Here is a 22,430-nt window from a genome sequence, read left to right on the forward strand (position 1 = left end):
TCGCAGGAGCCTCAACCGGCCCCGCCCCCCGGCCCCCCGGCCAGCCCCTCCGCCAGTACCTCCGCGAGGTGCCGCCCCTGCCGTCCGCCGAGCTGCTGGAGCTGCGTACGGCAGGAGAAGCCGTCCGCGAGGATTTCGGTGTCCTCGGTGGCGTCCCGTACCGCGGGGAGGAGTTGCTCCTCGGCGCAGGCGACCGAGACGTCGTAGTGGCCGCGTTCGTAGCCGAAATTGCCGGCCAGGCCGCAGCAGCCACCGGCGAGGGCCCCGGTGAGGCCGGCGCGGGCACGGAGACGGCGGTCCGCGGCGTCGCCGAGGACCGCGTGCTGGTGGCAGTGGGTCTGGCCGGCGACCGGACGGCCGAGGCGTGGCGGCTGCCAGGTGGGGGCGTACTGCTCCAGGGTCTCGGCGAAGGTGCGGACCGCGGCGGCGAGACGGGCGGCGCGGGGGTCGTCGGGGAGGAGTTCGGGGAGGTCGGTGCGGAGGGCCGCGGCACAGCTCGGTTCGAGGACGACGAGGGGGCGGCCGGGGCGCAGGAGCGGGGCCAGGGCGTCGACGGTGCGGCGCATGACCTGGCGGGCCCGGTCGAGCTGGCCGGTGGAGACGTAGGTCAGACCGCAGCACAGGGGGCGGTGGCGGCGCAGCCGGAAGCCGGGGCGGAGGGGGGCCGTCGGAGGGAGGAACGGGCGCAGCCCGGCGGCCTCCAGGACCTGGACGGCGGCGCGGCCGACCTGCGGGGAGAGGTGGTTGGTGAAGGTGTCGGGCCAGAGGACGACGGTGCGACCGCCGGAGCTGTCGTGCGCCACCCCCGCGGACCTCCGCCTCTCCCACCACCACCGGGTGAACGTCTTCGTGGCCAGTGCCGGAAGCGGCCGCTCGGGAGTGAGACCGGCCAGGCGGGCGGCCGGGGCGGCCAGCGGGGTCCGGGCCAGGGCGTTGACGACGGGGGCGACGGGGGCGGCGAGGTGCAGCCACTGGGGGAGGCGGCCGAGGCTGTAGTGGGCGGCGGGGCGGAGCCGGCCCTCGTAGTGGTGGTGGAGGAATTCCGCCTTGTACGTGGCCATGTCGACGCCGACCGGGCAGTCGCTGCGGCAGCCCTTGCAGGAAAGGCAGAGGTCGAGGGCGTCGCGCACCTCGGTGGACCGCCAGCCGTCGGTGATCACCTCGCCGGCGAGCATCTCGTGCAGCAGGCGGGCCCGGCCGCGGGTGGAGTGCTGTTCCTCACCGGTGGCCCGGAAGGACGGGCACATGACGTCCGCGGAGCCCGGTCCGGTCCGGGCGTTACGGCACTTGGCGACGCCCACACAGCGGCGGACGGCGGCGCTGAAGTCGCCGTTGTCATGCGGGTAGCCGAAGGCGACCGGGACCGGGTTCCCCGGGAGCGGGGCGAAGCGGAGGTTGTCGTCGAGCCGGGCGGGGTGGACGAGCATGCCCGGGTTGAGGCCGCCGGCCGGGTCCCACAGCGTCTTGAAGTCCTCGAAGAGACCGACCAGTTCGGGCCCGTACATCTTCGGGAGCAGTTCCGCGCGGGCCTGCCCGTCGCCGTGCTCGCCGGAGAGCGAGCCGCCGTGCGCGACGACGAGTTCGGCCAGGTCCTGGGAGAAGGCGCGGAAGCGGCCGATGCCGGGCGGGGTGAGCAGGTCGAAGTCGATGCGGACGTGGATGCAGCCGTCGCCGAAGTGGCCGTACGGGGTGCCGCGCAGGCCGTGCTGCGCCAGGAGGGCCCGGAAGTCACGCAGGTAGGGCCCGAGCCGGGCGGGCGGAACGGCACAGTCCTCCCAGCCGGGCCACGCCTCCGAGCCGTCCGGCATACGGGTCGCGGTCCCGGAGGCGTCCTCGCGGATCCGCCACAGCGCCCGCTGGCCGGCCGGATCGGTGACGACCGCGTGGCCGGTGCTGCCGTCCGCGGCCGCCGCCCGGCAGAGCGCCTCCGCGCGGGCGGCCGCCTCCGCGGGGCCCGCACCGCCCATCTCCACGAACAGCCAGGCGCCGCCCCGGGGCAGCCCCGCCGCGTCGCCCACCAGATCGGCGGCCATCCCCTCGACGGTCAACGGCCGGTGCACGAGCAGGGTGTGGGCGGCCTCGGCGGCGGCGCTCTCGTCGGGGTAGCCGACGACGGCGAGCGCCCGGGCCGCGGGGGTCTCCACCAGCCGCACGGTCGCCTCGGTCAGCACACCGAGGGTGCCCTCGCTGCCGGTGAGGGCGCGGGCCAGGTCGGTGCCCCGCTCCGGCAGCAGCGCATCGAGGGCGTAACCGGAGATACGGCGCGGGAGGTCGGGGTAACCGGTGCGCAACAGGGCCAGTTCGCGGTCGACGAGGGCCTTCACGCCGTCCCGCAGGCGCGGCGGGAGACCGGTGGGGGCGCCCGTGGCGTCGCTGCCGCGGCCGGCCCGTACGCCCTCGCCGCCGTAGGTGAGCAGGGCCAGTTCGCGGACGTTGTCGGCGGTGGTGCCCCAGGCGACCGAGTGCGCGCCGCAGGCGTTGTTGCCGATCATGCCGCCGAGGGTGCAGCGGCTGTGCGTGGACGGGTCGGGGCCGAAGGTCAGCCCGTGGGCGCCGGCCGCCGCCCGCAGGTCGTCCAGGACCACACCGGGCTGGACGACGGCGGTGCGCGCCGCGGGGTCCAGGGAAACGATCCGCCGCAGATGGCGGGTGAAGTCGAGGACCACGCCGACGCCGGTGGCCTGCCCGGCGATGCTGGTCCCGCCGCCGCGCGGCACCACGGGCACGCCGTGCTCCCGGCACACCCGCAGCGCCGCGGCGACATCGTCGGCGTCCCTGGGGGCCACCACCGCCTGCGGCACCCGGCGGTAGTTGGACGCGTCCATCGTCACCAGCGCCCGGTCGGCCGCGGTGAACGAGACCTCCCCCCGCACCGCGGCCGACAGTTCCCGCGCCAGCTCCCGCTGCTCCGTCTGCGTGCGCTCAGCCATGTCTCCAGCCTGCCCACTGGGGCCGGGTCATGCGACGGCCGGTGTGCGGTCCGGCGTGGCGGCCGCGGCGTGGTGGAAACGGAAGAGGTCACGCGGATCGAGACGGGACTTGAGGGCGGCGAGCCGGCGGTGCGCCTCGGCGTCGTGGACGCTGCGGGCGACCTCGGCGGCGTCCGGCCGCTCCCCGTGCCGGCCGAACAGGAAGTTCACGCTCCGGCCGAGCCGCCAGGGCTCCACGGCGGCCAGCGCCTCGGCGTGCAGGGCCCGTACGGCCTGGAGGCCGTCGCCCTGGAGGCCGTCGCCCTGGAGCGGGGAGAGGAGGCGCAGCGCGTAACGGGCGGCGCGGTGGCCGACGGTGCCGGACGGGGCGGCCAGGGCGCCACCGAGATGGTTGAGCTGGACCACACACATCGTCGGCGCGGCCGGCCCGGTGAGCCGTGCCACCCGGCGCAGCGCGGCCGCGTCCAGGTCGCTGAGCAGCGCGTTGTCGCCGTCGTACGCGTGCGGGTCGCTCGGGTCCCGGTGGATGGTGTGCGACGCGGCGTACGGCATCTCCCGCAGGTCGTCGCTGACCCGCGGGGCCACCGCCCGCAGCGGCGCGACCAGTTGCTCGCCCCGCTCCGCACTGCCCGTGTACGCGATGCGGAGGTGCGCGAGGTACCGGCCGCGCAGCCGCTCGGGCAGCTGCGGCAGGTCGGGGTAGGCGATCAGGGCGACGGACGAGGTCAGTTCGTCGGGGACGGTCCCGGTCCAGCGCAGGTACGCGGCCAGCACGTCGTCGACGTGCTCGGCGCCGAAGACCAGCTGGCCGCCGTAGAGCCGGGCCACCGGCATCAGCGCGAACTCCATCGCGGTGACCACGCCCAGGCCGTGGCCGCCGCCGAGCAGCGCCCCGAACAGCTCGGGGTCCCGCTCGGCGGTGAGACGGCGCAGCCGCCCGTCGGCGGTGACCAGGTCGACCGCGCGGACGTGGTCGGCGGCGTAGCCGTAGGTGCGGGCCAGGACGCCCACCCCGCCTCCGAGGGTGTACGAGACGACGCCGACGCCCGGGGACGAGCCGTTGAGCGGCGCGAGCCCGTGCGGGGCGGCCGCCTCGACGACCTGGCCCCACACGGCACCGGCCTCGACCCGCGCGGTGCCGGCCGCCGGATCGACCGTGACGCCGGCCATCCGCCGGGTGGTGATCAGCAGTCCGCCGTCGGTGCCGGCGGCGAGGCCGTGCCCGGTGGCCTGCACGGCGACCGGCAGGCCGTGCGCACCGGCGAACCGCACCGCGGCCACCACGTCGTCGGCGTGCGCCGCCCCGACGACGACGGCCGGCCGGTGCGGGTGCGCCAGCTGGAAGCCGGTGCGCTCGGCGTCGTACCCGTCGTCGCCGGGGAGGAGGACGGGGCCGCGGACGGCCCGGGCGAGGGCGGCGGTGTCGAGCGCGGGGGTGTCGAGCGCGGTGGGGGCGGGGGCTGCGGGCTGCGGGGCGGGGGCGTTGATCTCCATGCCCCGCACTCTCCCGGGATAAGTGGACATCCGTCGTCATATATAAATCGGAAGGTGAAGTCGGACCGCCTGCTGTCGATCCTGTTGCTGCTCCAGACCCGCGGCCGCGTCCCGGCCAGGGAACTCGCCGAGCGGCTGGAGGTCTCGCCCCGCACCGTTTACCGCGACGTCGAGGCACTGTCCGCGGCCGGTGTGCCGGTCTACGCCGAGCGCGGCCGGCACGGCGGCATCGCGCTGCTGCCCGGCTTCCGCACCGACGTCACGGGCATGACCACCGACGAGGCGCGCGCCCTGTTCGTGCTGGCCGCGCAGGGCGCGCACACCGCCCTCGGACTGGACGAGGCGCTCGGTTCGGCGCTGCGCAAGGTGATGGCGGCGCTGCCCGCCCCGCACCGGCCGGCCGCGGAACTGACCGGCCGCCGCATCCTCGTCGACCCGGACCGCTGGCTGGGCGGACCCCGTCCGGCGGCCGACCTGGACGTGCTGCAGACCGCCGTCTTCGCCGACCTGCGACTGCGGATCCGCTACCGCCACAGCGGCGAGACCCGCCTGCGCACCTACACCGTCGACCCGTACGGGCTGGTGGCGAAGGCCGGCACCTGGTACCTCGTCGCGGACCGCCGCGGCCGGCCGCAGCTGTTCCGGGCCGACCGGGTGGCGTCCGCGGTCGTCACCGACGCCCCGGTGCGGCGCCGGCCGGGCGTGGAGCTGGCCGAGGTCTGGCAGCAGCTGCGCCGCCAGGTGGAGGACCGCCCCGCGGACGTCCGGGTGACCGCCCGGATCCGCCGCGACCGGCTGGACCTCGCGGTACGGATCCTGGGCGGCGCACTGACCGGACCGCCCCGTACGGGTGACCTGGAGGGGAGGGGGGCCGGTGACCCGGAGGGGAGGGAGGCGGGTGCCCCGGACGGGGAGGAGGCCGGTGCCTCGAACGGGAGGGGGGCCGGTGACCCGGAGGGGAGGAAGGCCGGTGCCTCGGACGGGAAGGGGCACGTGGCCGGGGAGCAGGGCGGCGAGCGGGACAGGGAGCAGGACAGGGAGCAGGACAGGGAGTGGGACGGGGAGTGGGCCGTCGTCGAAGTGGCCTTCCCCGTGCTGCGCGCCGTGCGGCAGCTGCTGCAGTTCGGCGACGCCCTGGAGGTGCTCGATCCGCCCGAGGCCCGCCGGGAGCTGGCCGAGGCCGCGGCCGGCATCACCGCGCTGTACGCCGCGGACCCGCCGCCCGGGCAGCGCCCACGGGCGTCCGGTGTAACTCCCGGCCCCCGGCCGTCCTCACGGCCCCGGCCCCCGGCCGTCCTCACGGCCCCGGCTCCCGGCCGTCCTCACGGCCCCGGCTCCCCGCCCCGCCGCCCGTCCACGAACGACGCGCCGTCATCTCACCGTCTGGACGTGCCGCCGGACCGCGCACGGTGACGGATTAGGCTTCCTCCGTGGCTGATATCCAGATTCCCGCTGACATCAAGCCCGCCGACGGACGCTTCGGCGCGGGCCCCTCCAAGGTGCGGACGGAGGCGCTGGCCGCCCTGGCCGCCACCGGCAGTTCCCTCCTCGGCACGTCCCACCGCCAGGCGCCGGTCAAGAACCTGGTCGGCAAGGTGCGCGACGGCGTGCGCGACCTCTTCCAGCTCCCCGAGGGCTACGAGGTCGTCCTCGGCAACGGCGGCTCGACCGCCTTCTGGGACATCGCGACGCACGGCCTCATCGAGCGCAAGTCCCAGCACCTCTCCTTCGGTGAGTTCTCCTCCAAGTTCGCCAAGGCCGCCAAGCTGGCGCCGTGGCTGGACGAACCCACCGTCATCACCGCCGACCCGGGCAGCCACCCGGAGCCGTCGGCCGAGCAGGGCGTGGACGTCTACGGCTTCACCCACAACGAGACCTCCACCGGTGTCGCCGCCCCCATCAAGCGGGTGGCCGGTGCCGACGAGGGCGCCCTGGTCCTGGTCGACGCCACCTCCGGCGCCGGCGGCCTCCCGGTCGACATCGCCGAGACCGACGTCTACTACTTCGCCCCGCAGAAGTCCTTCGCCTCCGACGGCGGCCTGTGGATCGGCGTGTTCTCCCCGGCCGCCATCGAGCGCGCCGAGCGGATCCACGCCTCCGGCCGCCACGTCCCGGAGTTCTTCTCGCTCCCCACGGCGATCGACAACTCCCGCAAGAACCAGACGTACAACACCCCGGCGCTGTCCACCCTCTTCCTGCTCAACGAGCAGCTGGAGTGGATCAACGGCCAGGGCGGCCTGGACTGGGCGGTGCGCCGCACCGCCACCTCCGCGCGCACCCTCTACGGCTGGGCCGAGGACGCCAAGTACGCCACCCCGTTCGTCGCCGACCCGGCCAAGCGCTCGCAGGTCATCGGCACCATCGACTTCACCGACGAGATCGACGCCGCGGCCGTCGCCAAGGTCCTGCGCGCCAACGGCATCGTCGACACCGAGCCGTACCGCAAGCTCGGCCGCAACCAGCTCCGCATCGCGATGTTCCCGGCCATCGAGCCGTCGGACGTCGAGGCCCTGACGGCCTGCATCGACCACGTCATCGGCCGGCTGTAACGGCAGGCTCCGCGCCGCACGTCACGACGGCCCCGGCGGGCAACCGCCGGGGCCGTCGCCCGTCCGGCGCCTGTGCGTTGCCCGTGCGGCGCCCGTCCGGGGCCGTCCAGTGCCCGTTCCGTCCGGTGCCCGTTTGTTGACCGTCCGGTGCCCGTCCGCACGACCACCCGATCGGGTCGCCGACGCACCACCCGTACGGACGCATCACGGAGTGACGAAACCGCCCGGATATGCCTGTATGGGGGCATGACGATTCCCCCGATCCCCGGCCTCGCCCCCTTCGAGCGGCAAGGGGCGGTTCTGCTCACCACGTACAAGCGGGACGGCACCGGCGTCGGCACCCCCGTCAACCTCGCCGTCGACGGGGACCACGCCTACTTCCGCACCTACGGCAGCGCCGGCAAGGCCAAGCGGATGCGGAACTTCCCGGACGTGGAGTTCTGCGCCTGCACCTGGCGCGGCCGTCCCACCGGCCCCACCGTCCAGGCCCGGGTGCGGCTGCTGGACCCCCGGACCCGCGAATACCGCCGCGCCGAACGTTCCCTGACCCGGAAGTACCCGCTCATCCACGGCCTGCTGGTGCCCCTGCTGCACCGGCTGAAGCGGGAGCGGACCCTCCACTACGAACTGCGTCCGGCACCGGACGGCTCCTCCTAGCGCGCCGCCGACCACGAGCGCCGCCGACCACAGCGCCGCCCACCAAGCGCGCCGCCGACCACGAGCGCCGCCGACCACAGTGCCGCCCACCATGAGCGCCGCCCACCAAGCGCGTCGCCGACCACGAGCGCCGCTCACCACGAGTGCCGCCGCTATGAGCGCCGCCGCAGCAACCTGCGCACCGCCACCACCAGCCCCGTCGCCACCGCGAGCACCAACGCACCCTTGGCATAACTCGGTTGGAGGCCCCCGTCGGCAGAACCCCCCTCCCCCGACCGGGAGTTGTCCGACCCGCCGCCGCCCTTCCGGTCGCCGCCCCGGGCCGAGTCCGGCAGCTGACTGCCGCTCAGGCCCACCGGCGTGACCTCGCTGTCCCGGCCCTCCGAGCCGTACATCAGCGTCCGGCCGTCAGCGGTGAACGTGACCGATTCACCCTGCTGCTGGATCGGCACGCCCACGCTGCCGAGGTCCGCTGGGCGACCGTTCGCCCAGCGGAAGAGCCGCGAGCCGAAGTACCCCCGCAGGACCAGCCGGGTGCCGTCGGGCGAGAACGCGCCGTCCGTCACCCACAGGTCGGCCGGCGCGACCTTGCGGAACGTGTTGGTTCCGGAGGAGGTCAGGTGCCGCGGACCCTCGTAGATCGCGCCGCCGCCGTCCTGCTTCTTGCTGGCGATGTACACCCGGCCGGTCCGGGGATGCACCATCAGCGCCTCGGCGTCCCGCGGCCCGTCGGCGTACTTCACGGTGTACTGGGTGGCGGTGACCGTGGTGTCGCGCAACTGCTTCGGCTCGGGGAAGCGGTAGATCCAGACGTGGTTCCAGCCGCCGCCGAGGTTGTCGCCGATGTCGCCGAGGTAGAGGTCACCGTCCGGACCGAGCGAGATCGCCTCGACGTCCCGCGGCGCCCCGATGCCGCGCAGGGTGATCCTGGCGACGGTCCGGCCGGTCCTGCCGTCCACGGCGTAGACGTACGGGCCGTCGTCGCTGTCGTTGTGGGTCCAGTAAATGCCGGGGTGCGCGCGGCTGGCGGCCAGACCGCTGGACTCGGTGATCCGCGGATCACCGATCGTGAAGCCGTCCGGCTCATCGGCGGCGGCCGGCACCACCGCCACCACCCCCACCCACAAGGCCCCCGCGGCACCGGCCGCGCACAGAAGCGAACGCATGGCCACAGACTGCCATCTGTGGGTGCGGGGTGGGGGCGGGTGCGGGTGCGGGGGCCGCGGGCGCTGTGGGGACCGGGGGGCGGTCCGCGCCGGGCGGGCCGTCGGGCCCGGTAGACCGTGGGGCCGGTAGACCGCGGGGCAGGGAGGCCGGGGGCACGGAAGGCCGTGGGCCATGGGAGGCCGTGGGCCATGGGAGGCCGCGGGGGCCTTGCGCGTGGGGCGGCCCTGGCCGGGGGCGTCCGGCGTCGCGTACGGGCGGGGGCCGGCGTACCGTACGGGTGGGACGGGGGCGCGTACTGGCGGGAGACGGGGCGCGTACGGGCGGGGCCGGCGTCACGGACGGGTGGGACGGGGGGCGCGTCGGGCGGAGGCGGGGCCGGCGTCGCGGGCGGGCGTGGCGTGGCCAGCGTCACGTACCGGGCAGTAGGGGTTCTCGGACATCATGGCCGGATGAGGATCATGTTCGTCGGCGACTCGATGACGATCGGGAGCGCCGGCGATTTCACCTGGCGCTACCGGATGTGGCAGCACCTGAACGCCTGCCTCGGCGGCCCGTACCGGATCGTCGGGCCGCGCCAGACGCTCCACGAACCGGCCGAGGACGCCGCCACCTCGCACGCCTACCGCGACCCGGACTTCCCCGAGCGCGCCCGCGGACACCTCGCCGGATGGGGCGAGGGCTGGCTGCACATGGCGCCGGTGATCGGCGAGACGGTACGCCGGTACCGCGTCGACACCCTGCTGGTCTCGCTCGGGCTGATAGACCTCGGCTTCTACACCAACGCCGAGCAGACGGCGGAGAACGTCCGGGAGTTCGTCGCCGCGGCGCGGGACGCGGCGCCGCACATACGGGCGGTGCTGATGCCGGTCATCCCCAACGTACGGGCGGCGGCGGACCCGGCGTTCGGCGCGGAGTGCGCACGCTTCAACGAACTGCTCGCCAAGGCCGTCGCCGACCTGTCCACCCCCGCCTCACCGTTGCTCCTGGCCTCCGAGCCGGCCGGCTGGCAGATCGACCTGTCCACGTACGACGGCACGCATCCCTCGGAACGGGGCGAACACCTCCTCGCAGCGGCATTCGCCGACGCGATGCACCAGGGGTGGGGCGTGGGTCGGCCTTACGACGCGGCCTGATCGCCCCGTACCCCTCCGCTGCGCTGTGCGGCGCCTCCCACGTACCTGGCCGTCCCGCCGCGGGGCTTGCTCACCGTTGCGCTGTGCGGCGCCGCGTACGTACTTGGCCGTCCCGCCGCGGTTGTTGAGCGCACAACGGCGAGAAACCACCACGGCGGGACAGCCAAGAACGTGGGAGGCACCGCACAGCGCAGCAGACAGATACGTAACCCCCCAAACCAACTACCCTTGCTTAGAGCACACTTGAACGGCTTGGCTGAATACCCATGAAGTACACGCAGCTTGGACGCACCGGACTCAAGGTCAGCCGACTCGTTCTCGGGACGATGAACTTCGGCCCGCAGACGGACGAGGCCGACAGCCACACGATCATGGACGCGGCGCTCAGCGCGGGCGTCAACTTCTTCGACACCGCCAACGTCTACGGCTGGGGCGACAACAAGGGCCGCACCGAGAAGATCATCGGCTCGTGGTTCGCCAAGGGCGGCGGCCGGCGCGACAAGACGGTGCTGGCCACCAAGGTCTACGCGAACATGGCGCCGGACAGTGAGGGCGCCTGGCCGAACCACGACAAGCTCTCCGCGGTCAACATACGGCGCGCGGTGGACGCCAGCCTCAAGCGGCTGGGCACCGACTACATCGACCTCTACCAGTTCCACCACGTCGACCGGGACACGCCCTGGGACGAGATCTGGCAGGCCATCGACGTCCTCGTCCAGCAGGGCAAGATCCTCTACGCCGGCTCCTCCAACCACGCCGGCTGGCACATCGCCCGCGCCAACGAGACGGCCGCGCGCCGCGGTTCGTACGGGCTCGTCAGCGAGCAGTGCCTCTACAACCTCTTCGAGCGGCGCGCCGAGATGGAGGTCATCCCGGCCGCACAGGGCTACGGCCTGGGCGTCATTCCCTGGTCCCCGCTGCACGGCGGGCTGCTGGGCGGCGCGCTCCGCAAGGAGCGGGAGGGCGGCGGCGCCCGGTCGGTCTCCGGCCGCTCGGCCGATTCGCTCACCGACGCAAAGGTCCGCGCGCAGATCCAGTCCTACGAGGAGCTGCTCGACAAGCACGGCTTGGAGCCCGGCGAGGTCGCCCTGGCCTGGCTGCTGACCCGGCCCGGCGTCACCGGCCCGATCGTCGGCCCGCGCACCTCCGCACAGCTCGCGTCCGCGCTGCGCGCCGTCGAGCTGGAGCTGCCGGACGAACTGCTCGCCTCACTGGACGAGATCTTCCCCGGCCCCGGCCCGTCCCCGGAGGCGTTCGCCTGGTGAACCCCGGTTCGCCGGCCGTGCCCCGTCAAACCGTGCCCCGTGAGGCCGCGGCTCGCGAAGGCCGTGCCGCGCGAGGTCCGGGTCCGCGAGGTCGTGCCGCGTGGGGTCGTAGAGGTCGTGCCGCGCGAGGCCGTGGTCCGCGAGCCGTAGACCGCGTTCCGGGGCGTCAGTGCAGCGCTGCCGCCACGATCACGACGATGAGCAGCACGGCGAGCAGGCCGGACATGACGCGGTTACGGGTTTTCGGGTCCACCCTCTGAGCGTAACCGGGGTGGACCCGAACATTTCACCGGGCCGACCGCCCGCCCGCCTCACCCGACCGACCGCCCGCCTCGCTCGACCGCCCCCGGCCTCACCCGACCGCCTCGCTCGACCGCCCCCGCCTCACTCGCCCAGCGGCCAGGAGGCGATCTCCTCGTAGTGGGACTGGGCTCCGGCCTTGCCGGGGGTGGGCGGATGGCTGCGCATCAGGGAGAGCCTCCCGACCGTCCAGGCGCGGCCGCTGAATTCCTTCAGTGCGGCCGCGTACGGGGCGAGCTTCAGATGGCCGATGCGGTTCCGGGCGAGGGTGAGGTGCGGGGTGTAGGGGCGGTGCTCGTCCACGTCGAGACCGACCCGCCGGCCCGCGGCCGCCGCCGAGTCGGCCAGCTTGCGCATGGCCGGCCGGTCGCCGTCCGCGCCGGCCCACACCACCCGGTCCGCAAACCGGCCACCGCCGGCGATCCGCAGCTCGTACGGATCCCGGCGGTGGGCCGCCCGGGCAAGCCGTTCCTGCAGCTCGGGCACGGTGTCGTCGGGGACCTCGCCGTAGAAGGCGAGGGTGAAGTGCCAGCCGTCCCGCGCGCTCCAGCGCAGACGCTCGGCCGCGGGGAGCTTCTTGAGCAGCGCCACCTCGGCGGCGAGTTCGTCGAGCACGGCGGCCGGCGGCAGGACGGCGGCGAAGAGTCTCATGCGGTCAGTGTGGCGCAGCCGGGGGCGGTCGGTGGTGGCGCAGCCGGACCACCGACCGGCTGCACGTCCGCCGCCGTCCACCGCCGATCCGGCGCACGTGTTTCCGCACTCTGGTTCAGCGGTTCAGTGGCTCAGCGGTTCAGTGGCTCAGCGGTTCAGTGGCTCAGCGGTTCAAGGGTTCAGCACCGGGATTCGGCGGTCCGGCTCCGGCTCAGCCGCGGATCTCCTTGCGGGACGCGTCCCCACCGATGCTGATCTTGCGAGGCTTGGCGCGCTCCGCGATCGGAATCCGCAGGGTCAGCACACCTGCGTCGTAATCGGCCTGGATGCGCTCGGTGTCGAGGGTGTCGGCCAGCATCAACTGCCGGGAGAAGACGCCCAGCGGACGCTCGGAGAGCTCCATCTGCACATCGTCGGCCTTGGTGATCGGACGGCGCTCGGCCTTGACGGTCAGCATGTTCCGCTCGACGTCGATGTCGATCGCGTCCGGGGAGACACCGGGCAGGTCGAGGGCGATCACATACTCCTCGCCCTCGCGGTAGGCGTCCATCGGCATCGTGGACGGCCGCGACCAGGTGCCGGACGTGCCCAGCAGCTGCTGGGTGAGACGGTCGAGCTCACGGAACGGGTCGGTGCGCATCAACATCGTGAAACACCTCCAGGGGGATCAGGCTCTGATTGCCTGCCAATGCGCTTCACCTGTCTTCCGTTGTAACATGTCATCCGATGGATGACAAGTGAGATGTCATCGACCAGTTGACGCCTTGATGAGGTAAGAACCCACGCCGTGCCGCCTCGGCATCTCGCTGTCCTGGTGTCTAAGGCGTTGTGGTTGTGTCTTGACGTTGATCGCGTCGCGAAGGAGAGCCCCGTGCCCGCAGACGAACGCCCCGAGAGTGCCGCACCCGCGTCCTTCCTCGCCGCCGCGGCCGCGCTCCGCACGATCGACGAGGCCCTGCGCAGCGCCCGTACCGAGGAGACCGACGCACCGGCCGACGGTCCGGCCCATGCGTTGGGCGGCGCACCGTCGGGCGGCGCATCACCGACTGGGACATCACCGGCTGGGGCAGCATCGGCTGGCGCATCACCGGCCGTGGAGGGCAGCCGCGCCGAGCAAGCACTGGCCTCGCTGCTGTTGTTGCGGGAGGTGCGCGAGCGGCTCGCGACGTGGGAGACGGGGCTGATCGAGACCGCCCGGGAGGCCGGCGCCAGCTGGGCCGACCTGGCAGAACCCCTCGGCGTGGCCAGCCGACAGGCCGCCGAACGCCGCTATCTGCGGCTGCGCCCCGGCGCCGCCGGCACCACCGGCGAGCAACGCGTCAAGGCGACCCGCGACCGCCGCGCCGCCGACCGCACCGTCACCGCCTGGGCCCGCCACAACGCCGCCGACCTGCGCCGCCTCGCCGGCCAGATCGCCGCCCTGACGGACCTGCCCACCGCCGCCCGCACACCCCTCGAAGAGCTCGGGCAGGCGCTCGGTGACAGCGACGCCGCCCAGCTCGTCGCCCCTCTCACCGCCACCCGCCCCCACCTTCAGCAGCGCCACCCCCAACTCGCCGCCCGCATCGACGACCTCACCCGCCACACCCACCGCCTCCGCCGAAACAGCGACGACCAGCGCCGTACGACCTCTTGAGGACGCGGAGGCGAGGGCGCGAACCGCGGGGCGGGGCCAAGGGAGGCGGAGCGTAGGTCGGGGCCAAGGGAGGCGGAGCGTAGGTCGGGGGCAAGGGGAGCGCGGAGCGCAGGTAGAGGTCAAGCGCACCAGCCGCCGGCCACTCGACCACTCGGCCGAGCCACCGTGCCTACCCACGTAAGCCGCCCTCGTACGTAAGCCGCCACCGTAAGTAGGCCGCCACAGTAAGTAAGCCGCCCCCTGCGGCGCCCGTACGATGCCCCGAGCCACCACCAGGGCGCACCCGGGCGCCGGTCCTACACCACGCCCTACCGCCCTATCCCCCTACCGTCCTATCACCCCTACCGCCCTACGCCACCGAGGCCAATTCCTGCTCCTCGGACCGCGTGCTGCCGGCGACCCGGGGCACGAACCTGACGTGCGGGTGGCCGGGGCGCAGGTCGATCTTGAGGCGGAGGCCGCCGACCCGGGCGAGGATCAGGCCGATGAGGGCCGCGGCCGCCATGGAGATCAGGCCGCCGGTCAGGAAGCCGATCCGGGCGCCGAAGGCGTCGGTGACCCAGCCGACGATCGGGGCGCCCAGCGGGGTCCCGCCCATGAAGACCATCATGAACAGGCTCATCACCCGGCCTCGCATCAGTGGATCGGTGGCCATTTGCACGCTGGAGTTGGCGGTGACGTTGATCGTCAGGCCGACCATGCCTATCGGTGCGAGCAGCGCCGCGAAGACCCAGAAGGACGGGGCGAGCGCGGCGGTGACCTCCAGGAGGCCGAAGAGCAGTGCCGCGCCCACCAGCAGCCGCAGCCGCGAGCTGCCACGGCGGGCCGCGAGCAGCGCGCCGATCAGGGAGCCGGCCGCCATCAGGCCGTTGAACAGGGCGTACGTACCGGCGCCCTGGTGGAAGACGCGGTAGACGAACGCGGTCAGCCAGATCGGGAAGTTGAAACCGAAGGTCCCGATGAACCCGACCAGGACGATCGGCCATATCAGGTCGGGGCGGCCGGACACATAACGCAGGCCCTCACGCAGCTGGCCCTTGCTACGCGGGACGCGGTCGACCTTGTGGAGTTCGGCGGTCCGCATCATCAGCAGACCGGCGACCGGCGCCACGAAGGACAGGCCGTTGAGGAGGAAGGCCCAGCCGCTGCCGAAGGCGGTGATCAGGAACCCGGCCGCGGCCGGGCCTATCAGGCGCGCCGACTGGAAGTTGGCGGAGTTGAGGCTGACGGCATTGCGCAGTTCGTCCTGGCCGACCATCTCGGAAACGAACGCCTGGCGGGCCGGGTTGTCCACGACGGTGACCAGGCCGAGCAGGAAGGCGACCAGGTAGACGTGCCACACCTGGACGTGGCCGGTGAGCGTCAGCGCGGCGAGCGCGAGGCCGGTGAGACCCATCGCGGACTGGGTGAGCAGCAGCAACTTCCGCTTGGCGAAGCGGTCGGCGATCACCCCGCCGTAGAGGCCGAGCAGCAGCATCGGCAGGAACTGCAGCGCGGTGGTGATACCGACCGCGGCGGAGGAGCCGGTCAGGCTGAGCACCAGCCAGTCCTGGGCGATGCGCTGCATCCAGGTGCCGGTGTTGGACACCATCTGGCCGGTGGCGAAAAGACGGTAGTTACGGATCCGCAGCGAGCTGAACGTCCCCTTACGCGGCGAGCCGAGAGAACCGGAGCCGGCGGCCGTACGGGCACCGCTGTCTATACGGGCACCGTTGTCTGTACGGGCACCGTTGTCTAGACGGGCGCCGGGGCCGGTACGAGCACCGGTGGCGGTACGGGCAGCAGTGACGCCAGGGGCACCAGTGACGCCAGGGGCGCTTGCGGTGCGAGGGGCACCAGTGTCGACCGGAGCACCGGTGTCGACGGTGGCACCCGTGACAGTACGCGCCGCGGCGGTACCGATCGTGGCCGTATCAGCGGCATCCGGGCTCGAACCCGCGTCAGCACCCGGGCCTGCGGTGGCACCCGGACCTGCATCGGCGCCCGGGCCTGCGGTGGCACTTGGACCTGCGGCGGCGCTCGGGGCGTTCGGGACGGCAGGGGTGCTCGGCGTGGCAGAGGCGCTCGGGGCAGGAGGGGAGTCGTCGTGAATGGTGTAGTCGTGGGAGTTCGGTGCGGGGGCGGAGTGTGCTCCGGATCCCGTACTCAAAGTGGGTTCGCCTCCTCGGGCCTCGTGTTCGCTACAGCTGTGCCAGCTTCTCCAATACGGGCGCGGCGGCCCGGATCTTGGCCCACTCGTCCTCGTCCAGGCCGGAGGCCAGCTCGGTGAGCCAGGCGTTGCGCCGGCGGCGGCTCTCCTCCAGCATCGCCTCGGCCTCTTCGGTCTGCGTGACGACCTTCTGGCGGCGGTCGTCGGGGTGGGGCTCCAGCCGGACCAGCCCCTTGGCCTCCAGCATGGCCACGATGCGGGTCATCGACGGCGGCTGCACATGCTCCTTGCGTGCCAGCTCGCCGGGGGTGGCGTGGCCGCACCGGGCCAGCATCCCGAGCACCGACATCTCGGTCGGCGTCAGCGATTCGTCCACCCGCTGGTGCTTCAGGCGGCGGGACAGGCGCATCACGGCGGACCGCAGCGCATTGACCGCGGCCGCGTCCTCTGGGGAGGCCTCCCCGCCCTCTGGCTGGGAGTGGGACAGTTCCGGCATGGTCTTTAGCATAACTCATTACCCTCTCTAAGGAAAGCGAAGAGGGGCCGCTCTCCGCAGATCACCCATATGAGTGAGGACGCGGCGGAAAGTGACACACCTGACCGCTCGGGGGCGGGACCGTGTCCGTATGGGATCGAGAGTGCTCAGCCTGCGCGTGGACGGGGAGCTGCTGGAGCGCATTCAGCGGCACGCCGCAAAACGCGGAATGAGCGTCCAGGACTATGTCGTCCGGACGCTCATCCGCGAAGACTTCGACGAACGCTTCAAATCCTCGGTCGACGAGACCGAACGCCTCGGCGTCTGGGGCACGGTCACCTGAGCCCCCGAAAGCAGTCACCTGAACCTCAAGGCGGCCACCTGAACCTCCGGCTCTCGACCACCCGCACCCCCGGTGCTCGACCACCTGAACCTCCGGGCCTCGCTCCCATGAGCCTCCGGATCTCGCCCCCCTGAACCTCCAGGAGGCGGCCACTCGAACCTCCGGCCCTCGGCCCCTGAATCTCCAGGAAATGGCCACCCGGACACCCAGGGGGCGGCAACCTGGACGCGCTAGGGACGCCCGCCCGGGCATCCAGAACCCATCCCGGAGCAGCTGCCTAAATACTTCACTCTCCGCTACGCTCTGATCGGAACTAATAACTCTCCGTGTTCGTTGCCGTAGAGGAAGGAGGCAGGCGGCGGGAAGGGCAGGCGGCGGGGGGGAGGGGGAGTCGGCCGGCTATTTGCTACGCGCTTCCGAGTCGCTACTTGACCCCGAGCGCCAGCTCGATCGGGTGCAGCAGGAAGTAGACCAGGAAGCAGAGGCCGACGACATCCAGCAGCCACGGGATCTGCTTGAAGCGCCCGGTGGCGGTCCGCAGCAGGATGTAGGCGAGCACGCCGATGCCGATGCCGTTGGTGATGCTGTAGGTGAAGGGCATCGAGATGATCGTCAGGAACGCCGGGATGCCGACGGTGAAGTCGCCCCAGTCGATGTCCCGCACATTGGCGGCCATGATCAGGAAGCCGACGACGAGGAGCGCGGGCGTGGCGGCCTGCGAGGGCACCACCGTCGCCAGCGGCGTGAAGATCAGCGCCAGCAGGAAGAGGCCGCCGGTCATCAGGTTTGCCAGCCCGGTCCGGGCCCCCTCGCCGACACCGGCCGTGGACTCCACGAAGCAGGTGTTGGCGGAGGCGGAGCCGAAGCCGCCGCCCGCGACCGCGATGCCGTCGACCATCAGGATCCGGCCCATGCCCGGCAGATTGCCGTTCGCGTCGGTCAGCCCGGCCTCCTCGCCGACGCCGATGATGGTGCCCATCGCGTCGAAGAAGCCGGAGAGCAGCACGGTGAAGACGAACAGGCAGCCGGTGAGCACGCCGACTTCCTTGAAGCCGCCGAAGAGGCTGATGTGGCCGATCAGGCCGAAGTCCGGGGCACCGATGATCTTGTCCGGGACGTTCGGGACCGCCAGGCCCCAGGCCGCGTCCGGGGTGTTGGTGACCGCGTTGATGATGATCGCGACGACGGCCATGGTGACCATCCCGATCAGGATCGCGCCCTTGGTCTTGCGTACGACCAGCACGAACATCAGGGCCAGGCCGATGACGAAGACCAGCACCGGCCAGCCCTTGAGCTGACCGCCCTGGCCCAGCCCCATCGGGACGGTGGTGTGCGCGGCGTCCGGGTTGCGGCTGACGAAGCCGGAGTCCACCAGGCCGATGAGTGAGATGAACAGGCCGATGCCGATCGCGATGGCGCGCCGCAGGCCGTTGGGGATGGCGTCCATCACCCGCTGCCGCAGGCCGGAGGCGACCAGGATCATCAGCACCAGGCCGGCGAGCACGACCATGCCCATTGCGTCCGGCCAGCTCATCTTGGGGGCGAGCTGGAGGGAGACCACGGCGTTGATGCCGAGGCCGGCGGCGATGGCGATCGGGACGTTGCCCAACAGGCCCATGAGGACGGTGCTCAGGCCGGCCATCAGGGCGGTGGCGGTGACCAGTTGCCCGTTGTCGAGATGGTGGCCGAACTTGTCGACTCCAGAGCCAAGAATGATCGGGTTCAGCACGATGATGTAGGCCATCGCGAAGAACGTGGCCAGGCCGCCGCGGAGTTCACGGCCGACCGTGGACCCCCGCTCGGAGATCTTGAAGAACCGGTCGAAACCGTTCTTCGGGGGCTGCGGGGCCGGGTTCTCAAGGGTGTCGACCGGCGTGGTGGCCGAGGGGGACATGCGGGACCTCAGTCGGACGGGCCTGGGCAGGCGCAGGGGCCCCGAGGGCCCGGAACATGTACAGGAGCATCGCTATCCGGATCGCGTTGGATGAATCGACGATCCAAACCGGTCAGATCCAGAAAGGTTCAGTATGAATAAACAATGCATTGATCGCTATCTCCGCGCGTAGACCCTTGGCGGACAAGGGGCGCCCCCAACGGCAGCTCTGGTGGAAGGCCGTCCGACCGGCCCCCGTAAGCTGAGCACCATGTGGAAGAAGTCCGAACTGCGCGAGGCCCCGGCGCCTCTTGAGGGCCCCGTCGTAGGCACGATCATCGGCGGCACCATCATCTGGTTCGCACTCTTCCTCGGTCAGCTCCCCTTCTACGGCTGGTTCGCCGACCACGGTCATACTTGGTGGGTGTGGACCTGCCTGGCCGGCGGCGGGCTCGGCCTGCTGGGTATCTGGTACGTCCGCAAGCGGGACGCGGCCATCAAGCGCGACGCCGCGGCCAAGCAGGCGGCGACCGCTACGGACGCGCGCTGACCGTCCGACGCGTTTTTCCCCTCCCGTCGGGGCGCTCGGCCGACGGGTGATCCGGGCATTCCACCCGTAACGTCGAGGGCATGACGGAACGGGCCAGAACCGGAACCGAGAATCCCGTACCGAGCGGTGCGCCGAGTGGTGCGTCGAGCGATGCGCCGAGCGGTGAACTGGGCGGCGAGCCGGGTGGCCGGGGGCCGACGGGCAGTGATGCGGGTGGCCGGGGGGCGACCGACGGTGAATCGGGCGGCCGTATGGCGACGGACGGTGAGCCGGGCGGCCGTATGGCGACGGACGGTGAGCCGGGCGCGCGGGGTGAGGGTGAGCCCGGCGGGCCCAGCGGTTGTGCGCGGGTCGACGCAGAAACGTCCAACCGGGAGCCGGCCGACTGGGCACCGGAACCGGCCGACCGGGCACCGGCCAATCGGGAACCGGCTGGTCGAGAACCGCCCAACCGGGAGCCGGTCAACCGGGAGCCGGTCAACCGGGAGCTGGCGGACCGGGGGCCGGCCAACCAGGAGCCGGTGGACCGGGAGCCGGCCGGTGGAGAACCGCCCAACCGGGAACCGCTCGACCGACCACCGCCCGCCCCCGGCCCTGCCCCGGCCGATGCGCCGACAGATCACGAACGCGCCGGCCGGACGCCAGACGCCCCCGCCCCCAGCAGTCCCCCAGCCCGCCCCGGGGCCCACTCCGGCCCCCTCGCCGGAACCCACTCCGGCCCCCTCCCCGGCCTGACGTCTGCCGAAGTTGCCGAGCGCGTCGGCCGGGGTGAGATCAACGACGTTCCCGTGCGGTCCTCGCGGTCGGTCGGAGAGATCGTGCGGGCGAACGTCTTCACACGCTTCAACGCGATCATCGGCGTGCTCTTCGCGATCATTCTCGTCGTCGGACCGATCCAGGACGGTCTGTTCGGCTTCGTGATCGTCGCCAACACCGGCATCGGCATCGTTCAGGAACTGCGCGCCAAGAGGACCCTCGACAAGCTGGCGGTCATCGGCGAGGCACAGCCGACCGTCCGCCGGGACGGCACCGCGTCCCGTATCCCCACCTCCGAGGTCGTCCTCGACGACGTCATCGAGCTCGGCCCCGGCGACAAGGTCGTGGTCGACGGCGAGGTGGTGGAGACCGACGGGCTGGAGATCGACGAATCGCTGCTGACCGGTGAGGCCGACCCGGTGGTGAAGAAGCCCGGGGATGCGGTGATGTCCGGCAGCTTCGTCGTGGCCGGTGGCGGCGCCTTCACCGCGACCAAGGTCGGCCGCCACGCGTATGCCGCCCAGCTCGCGGACGAGGCCAGCCGTTTCACGCTGGTCCATTCCGAACTGCGTACCGGAATCAGCCGGATCCTCAAGTACGTGACGTGGATGATGATCCCGACCGCGCTCGGTCTGATCCTCAGCCATCTGCTCACCCTCGGGTTGCCCGGTGACGCCGCGATCCGCCGGATGGTCGCCGGTATCGTCCCGATGATCCCCGAGGGGCTGGTGCTGCTGACCTCCGTGGCCTTCGCCATCGGCGTCATCCGGCTCGGCCGCAAACAGTGCCTCGTGCAGGAACTCCCCGCCATCGAGGGGCTGGCCCGGGTGGATGTCGTCTGTCTGGACAAGACCGGCACGCTCACCGAGGGCGGCATGGACGTCTGCGACCTACGCGTCCTGAACGGCACCGACGTGTCCGCCGTCGATGCGTCCGCCGTCGATGCGTCCGCGGTCGGCGAGCAGCCCTCCGCCGAAGAGCCCGCCGCTCATGACTCCCCGGCCCATCACTCCCCGCCCTATGACTCCTCCGCCGACGAGCCCTACGTCCAGCAGGTCCTAGGTGCCCTCGGCGAAGCCGACCCCCGGCCGAACGCCTCGCTCCAGGCCGTCATCGACGCCTACCCCGCGGACGGGTCCTGGCGCTGTACCCAGTCACTCCCGTTCTCTTCCGCCCGCAAATACAGCGGCGCATCCTTCAACGACCCGCACGGTGAATCCAGCACCTGGCTGCTGGGCGCCCCCGACGTCCTCCTGCCGCCGACGCACCCCGCCCTCGCCGAGACCGACGATCTCAACGCCCAGGGCCTGCGGGTCCTCCTCCTCGCCCGCGCCACCCGTGAGCTGGACGACCCCGAGGTCGCCCGGGACGTCCACCCCACCGCCCTGGTCGTCCTGGAGCAGCGGCTGCGGCCCGACGCACCCGACACCCTGCGCTACTTCGCCGAGCAGCGGGTGCACGCCAAGGTCATCTCCGGCGACAACGCGGTCTCGGTCGGCGCGGTCGCCGGCAAACTCGGGCTGCCGGGCGCCGACGCCCCCGTGGACGCCCGCCGGCTCCCTCAACTCGCCACCGAACGCGACGCGTTGGCTGCCTCCCTCGACGAGGGCACGGTCTTCGGCCGCGTCACCCCGCAGCAGAAGCGCGACATGGTCGGTGCGCTGCAGGCCCGCGGCCACACCGTCGCGATGACCGGGGACGGCGTCAACGACGTGCTCGCCCTGAAGGACGCCGACATCGGCGTCTCCATGGGCTCCGGATCCGAGGCCACCCGCGCGGTGGCGCAGATCGTCCTGCTCAACAACAGCTTCGCGACGCTCCCCTCAGTGGTCGCCGAGGGCCGACGCGTCATCGGCAACATCACCCGCGTCGCCACCCTCTTCCTCACCAAGACCGTCTACTCGGTCCTGCTCGCCATCCTGGTGGCCTGCTGGCAGATCCCGTATCCGTACCTGCCCCGCCACCTCACCCTGCTCTCCACGCTGACGATCGGCGTCCCGGCCTTCTTCCTGGCCCTCGCCCCCAACAAGGAGCGCGCCCGCCCGCACTTCGTCCGCCGGGTCATGCGCTACGCGGTCCCTTCCGGCCTCATCACCGGCCTGGCCGCCTTCGCCACCTACCTCCTGGCGCGCGCCCACTACACCGGTCCCGGCTCCCTCGCCGCCGAGACCAGTGCCGCGACCCTGACCCTCTTCCTCACCGCCCTGTGGGTCCTGGCGATCATCGCCCGCCCCTACACGTGGTGGCGGATCGCCCTCGTCCTCACCATGGCCATGGCGTTCCTCGTCGTCCTCGCCACCCCGTGGCTCCAGACCTTCTTCGACCTCCGCCTGGTGGGCACGACGATGCCGTGGACGGCCGTCGCCATCGCCGTCGTGGCCTCGGCCCTGCTGGAACTCACCTGGCGCTGGGTCGCCGACCGCTTCCCCGCCTGAGCCCGCCCTACAACGGGGCGTACGCCTCGGCCCGTACGCCTCGGCCCGTACGCCTCGGCCCGTACGC

At 72.3% G+C, this 22,430-nt stretch carries 17 protein-coding genes; 9 read left to right on the top strand and 8 right to left on the bottom strand.

From position 1 onward, the window contains the following. Positions 1-11: 11 nt before the first annotated feature. Together AB0G35_RS21885 and AB0G35_RS21890 are read right to left on the bottom strand one after the other, a co-directional pair. Entirely contained in the window at positions 12-2,930 is a 2,919-nt protein-coding gene (locus AB0G35_RS21885; protein WP_360951830.1) for an FAD-binding and (Fe-S)-binding domain-containing protein, read from the bottom strand. A 27-nt stretch (positions 2,931-2,957) separates the two neighbouring features. Further along, positions 2,958-4,424, bottom strand: coding sequence for an FAD-binding oxidoreductase (locus AB0G35_RS21890; RefSeq protein ID WP_360951833.1), 1,467 nt, complete (start codon positions 4,422-4,424; stop codon positions 2,958-2,960). 54 nt (positions 4,425-4,478) lie between these two features. Here AB0G35_RS21890 and AB0G35_RS21895 point away from each other — a divergent pair, with 54 nt between their 5' ends. The 3 genes from AB0G35_RS21895 (at position 4,479) to AB0G35_RS21905 (ending at position 7,630) form a co-directional block, all read left to right on the top strand. Then, positions 4,479-5,837, top strand: a complete 1,359-nt coding sequence (locus AB0G35_RS21895) for a WYL domain-containing protein (RefSeq protein WP_360951836.1) — start codon at positions 4,479-4,481, stop codon at positions 5,835-5,837. A 17-nt stretch (positions 5,838-5,854) separates the two neighbouring features. Next, positions 5,855-6,973, top strand: coding sequence for a phosphoserine transaminase (gene serC / locus AB0G35_RS21900; protein WP_360951839.1), 1,119 nt, complete (start codon positions 5,855-5,857; stop codon positions 6,971-6,973). A 246-nt stretch (positions 6,974-7,219) separates the two neighbouring features. Next, on the top strand, positions 7,220-7,630 hold the full coding sequence (locus AB0G35_RS21905) for a PPOX class F420-dependent oxidoreductase (protein ID WP_360951842.1): 411 nt from the start codon (positions 7,220-7,222) through the stop codon (positions 7,628-7,630). Positions 7,631-7,782: 152 nt separating this feature from the next. On the opposite strand, the gene AB0G35_RS21910 is transcribed toward AB0G35_RS21905, so the two are convergent. Beyond that, on the bottom strand, positions 7,783-8,796 hold the full coding sequence (locus AB0G35_RS21910) for a hypothetical protein (protein WP_360951845.1): 1,014 nt from the start codon (positions 8,794-8,796) through the stop codon (positions 7,783-7,785). Positions 8,797-9,255: 459 nt separating this feature from the next. On the opposite strand from AB0G35_RS21910, the gene AB0G35_RS21915 reads away from it, so the two are divergent. Both AB0G35_RS21915 and AB0G35_RS21920 read left to right on the top strand, forming a co-directional pair. Next, positions 9,256-9,930, top strand: a complete 675-nt coding sequence (locus tag AB0G35_RS21915; protein ID WP_360952036.1) for a GDSL-type esterase/lipase family protein — start codon at positions 9,256-9,258, stop codon at positions 9,928-9,930. A gap of 266 nt (positions 9,931-10,196) precedes the next feature. Then, positions 10,197-11,195: an aldo/keto reductase gene (locus tag AB0G35_RS21920; RefSeq protein ID WP_360951847.1), complete on the top strand. Its 999-nt coding sequence runs from the start codon at positions 10,197-10,199 to the stop codon at positions 11,193-11,195. A gap of 384 nt (positions 11,196-11,579) precedes the next feature. On the opposite strand, the gene thpR is transcribed toward AB0G35_RS21920, so the two are convergent. Next, positions 11,580-12,146 (bottom strand): RNA 2',3'-cyclic phosphodiesterase, encoded by a 567-nt coding sequence (gene thpR, locus AB0G35_RS21925; protein WP_360951850.1) that lies wholly within the window; start codon positions 12,144-12,146, stop codon positions 11,580-11,582. Between the two features lie 211 nt (positions 12,147-12,357). Beyond that, positions 12,358-12,792: an Hsp20/alpha crystallin family protein gene (locus tag AB0G35_RS21930; RefSeq protein WP_360951853.1), complete on the bottom strand. Its 435-nt coding sequence runs from the start codon at positions 12,790-12,792 to the stop codon at positions 12,358-12,360. Between the two features lie 225 nt (positions 12,793-13,017). Between AB0G35_RS21930 and AB0G35_RS21935 the strand changes: the two genes are divergently transcribed. Continuing rightward, on the top strand, positions 13,018-13,782 hold the full coding sequence (locus tag AB0G35_RS21935; protein WP_360951856.1) for a type III effector protein: 765 nt from the start codon (positions 13,018-13,020) through the stop codon (positions 13,780-13,782). A gap of 349 nt (positions 13,783-14,131) precedes the next feature. On the opposite strand, the gene AB0G35_RS21940 is transcribed toward AB0G35_RS21935, so the two are convergent. After that, positions 14,132-15,484 (bottom strand): MFS transporter, encoded by a 1,353-nt coding sequence (locus AB0G35_RS21940; RefSeq protein WP_360952039.1) that lies wholly within the window; start codon positions 15,482-15,484, stop codon positions 14,132-14,134. A gap of 478 nt (positions 15,485-15,962) precedes the next feature. Then, complete coding sequence (locus AB0G35_RS21945) at positions 15,963-16,427, bottom strand: MarR family transcriptional regulator (protein WP_360951859.1); 465 nt, start codon at positions 16,425-16,427, stop codon at positions 15,963-15,965. A gap of 130 nt (positions 16,428-16,557) precedes the next feature. Here AB0G35_RS21945 and AB0G35_RS21950 point away from each other — a divergent pair, with 130 nt between their 5' ends. After that, entirely contained in the window at positions 16,558-16,749 is a 192-nt protein-coding gene (locus AB0G35_RS21950) for a ribbon-helix-helix protein, CopG family (protein ID WP_360951862.1), read from the top strand. A gap of 424 nt (positions 16,750-17,173) precedes the next feature. Here AB0G35_RS21950 and AB0G35_RS21955 read toward each other — a convergent pair whose 3' ends face one another. After that, a complete protein-coding gene (locus AB0G35_RS21955) occupies positions 17,174-18,643 on the bottom strand; it encodes an NCS2 family permease (protein WP_360951865.1) in 1,470 nt (489 codons plus the stop codon). Positions 18,644-18,893: 250 nt separating this feature from the next. Here AB0G35_RS21955 and AB0G35_RS21960 point away from each other — a divergent pair, with 250 nt between their 5' ends. Beyond that, positions 18,894-19,172, top strand: a complete 279-nt coding sequence (locus tag AB0G35_RS21960) for a DUF2530 domain-containing protein (protein ID WP_360951868.1) — start codon at positions 18,894-18,896, stop codon at positions 19,170-19,172. 731 nt (positions 19,173-19,903) lie between these two features. Next, positions 19,904-22,363 carry an HAD-IC family P-type ATPase gene (locus AB0G35_RS21965; RefSeq protein ID WP_360952042.1) on the top strand — a complete coding sequence of 820 codons (2,460 nt, stop codon included), beginning with the start codon at positions 19,904-19,906 and terminating at the stop codon, positions 22,361-22,363. Positions 22,364-22,430 lie beyond the last annotated feature (67 nt).

Origin of the sequence: Streptomyces sp. NPDC021749 (genome assembly GCF_040640655.1) — a bacterium.
Classification (GTDB): domain Bacteria; phylum Actinomycetota; class Actinomycetes; order Streptomycetales; family Streptomycetaceae; genus Streptomyces.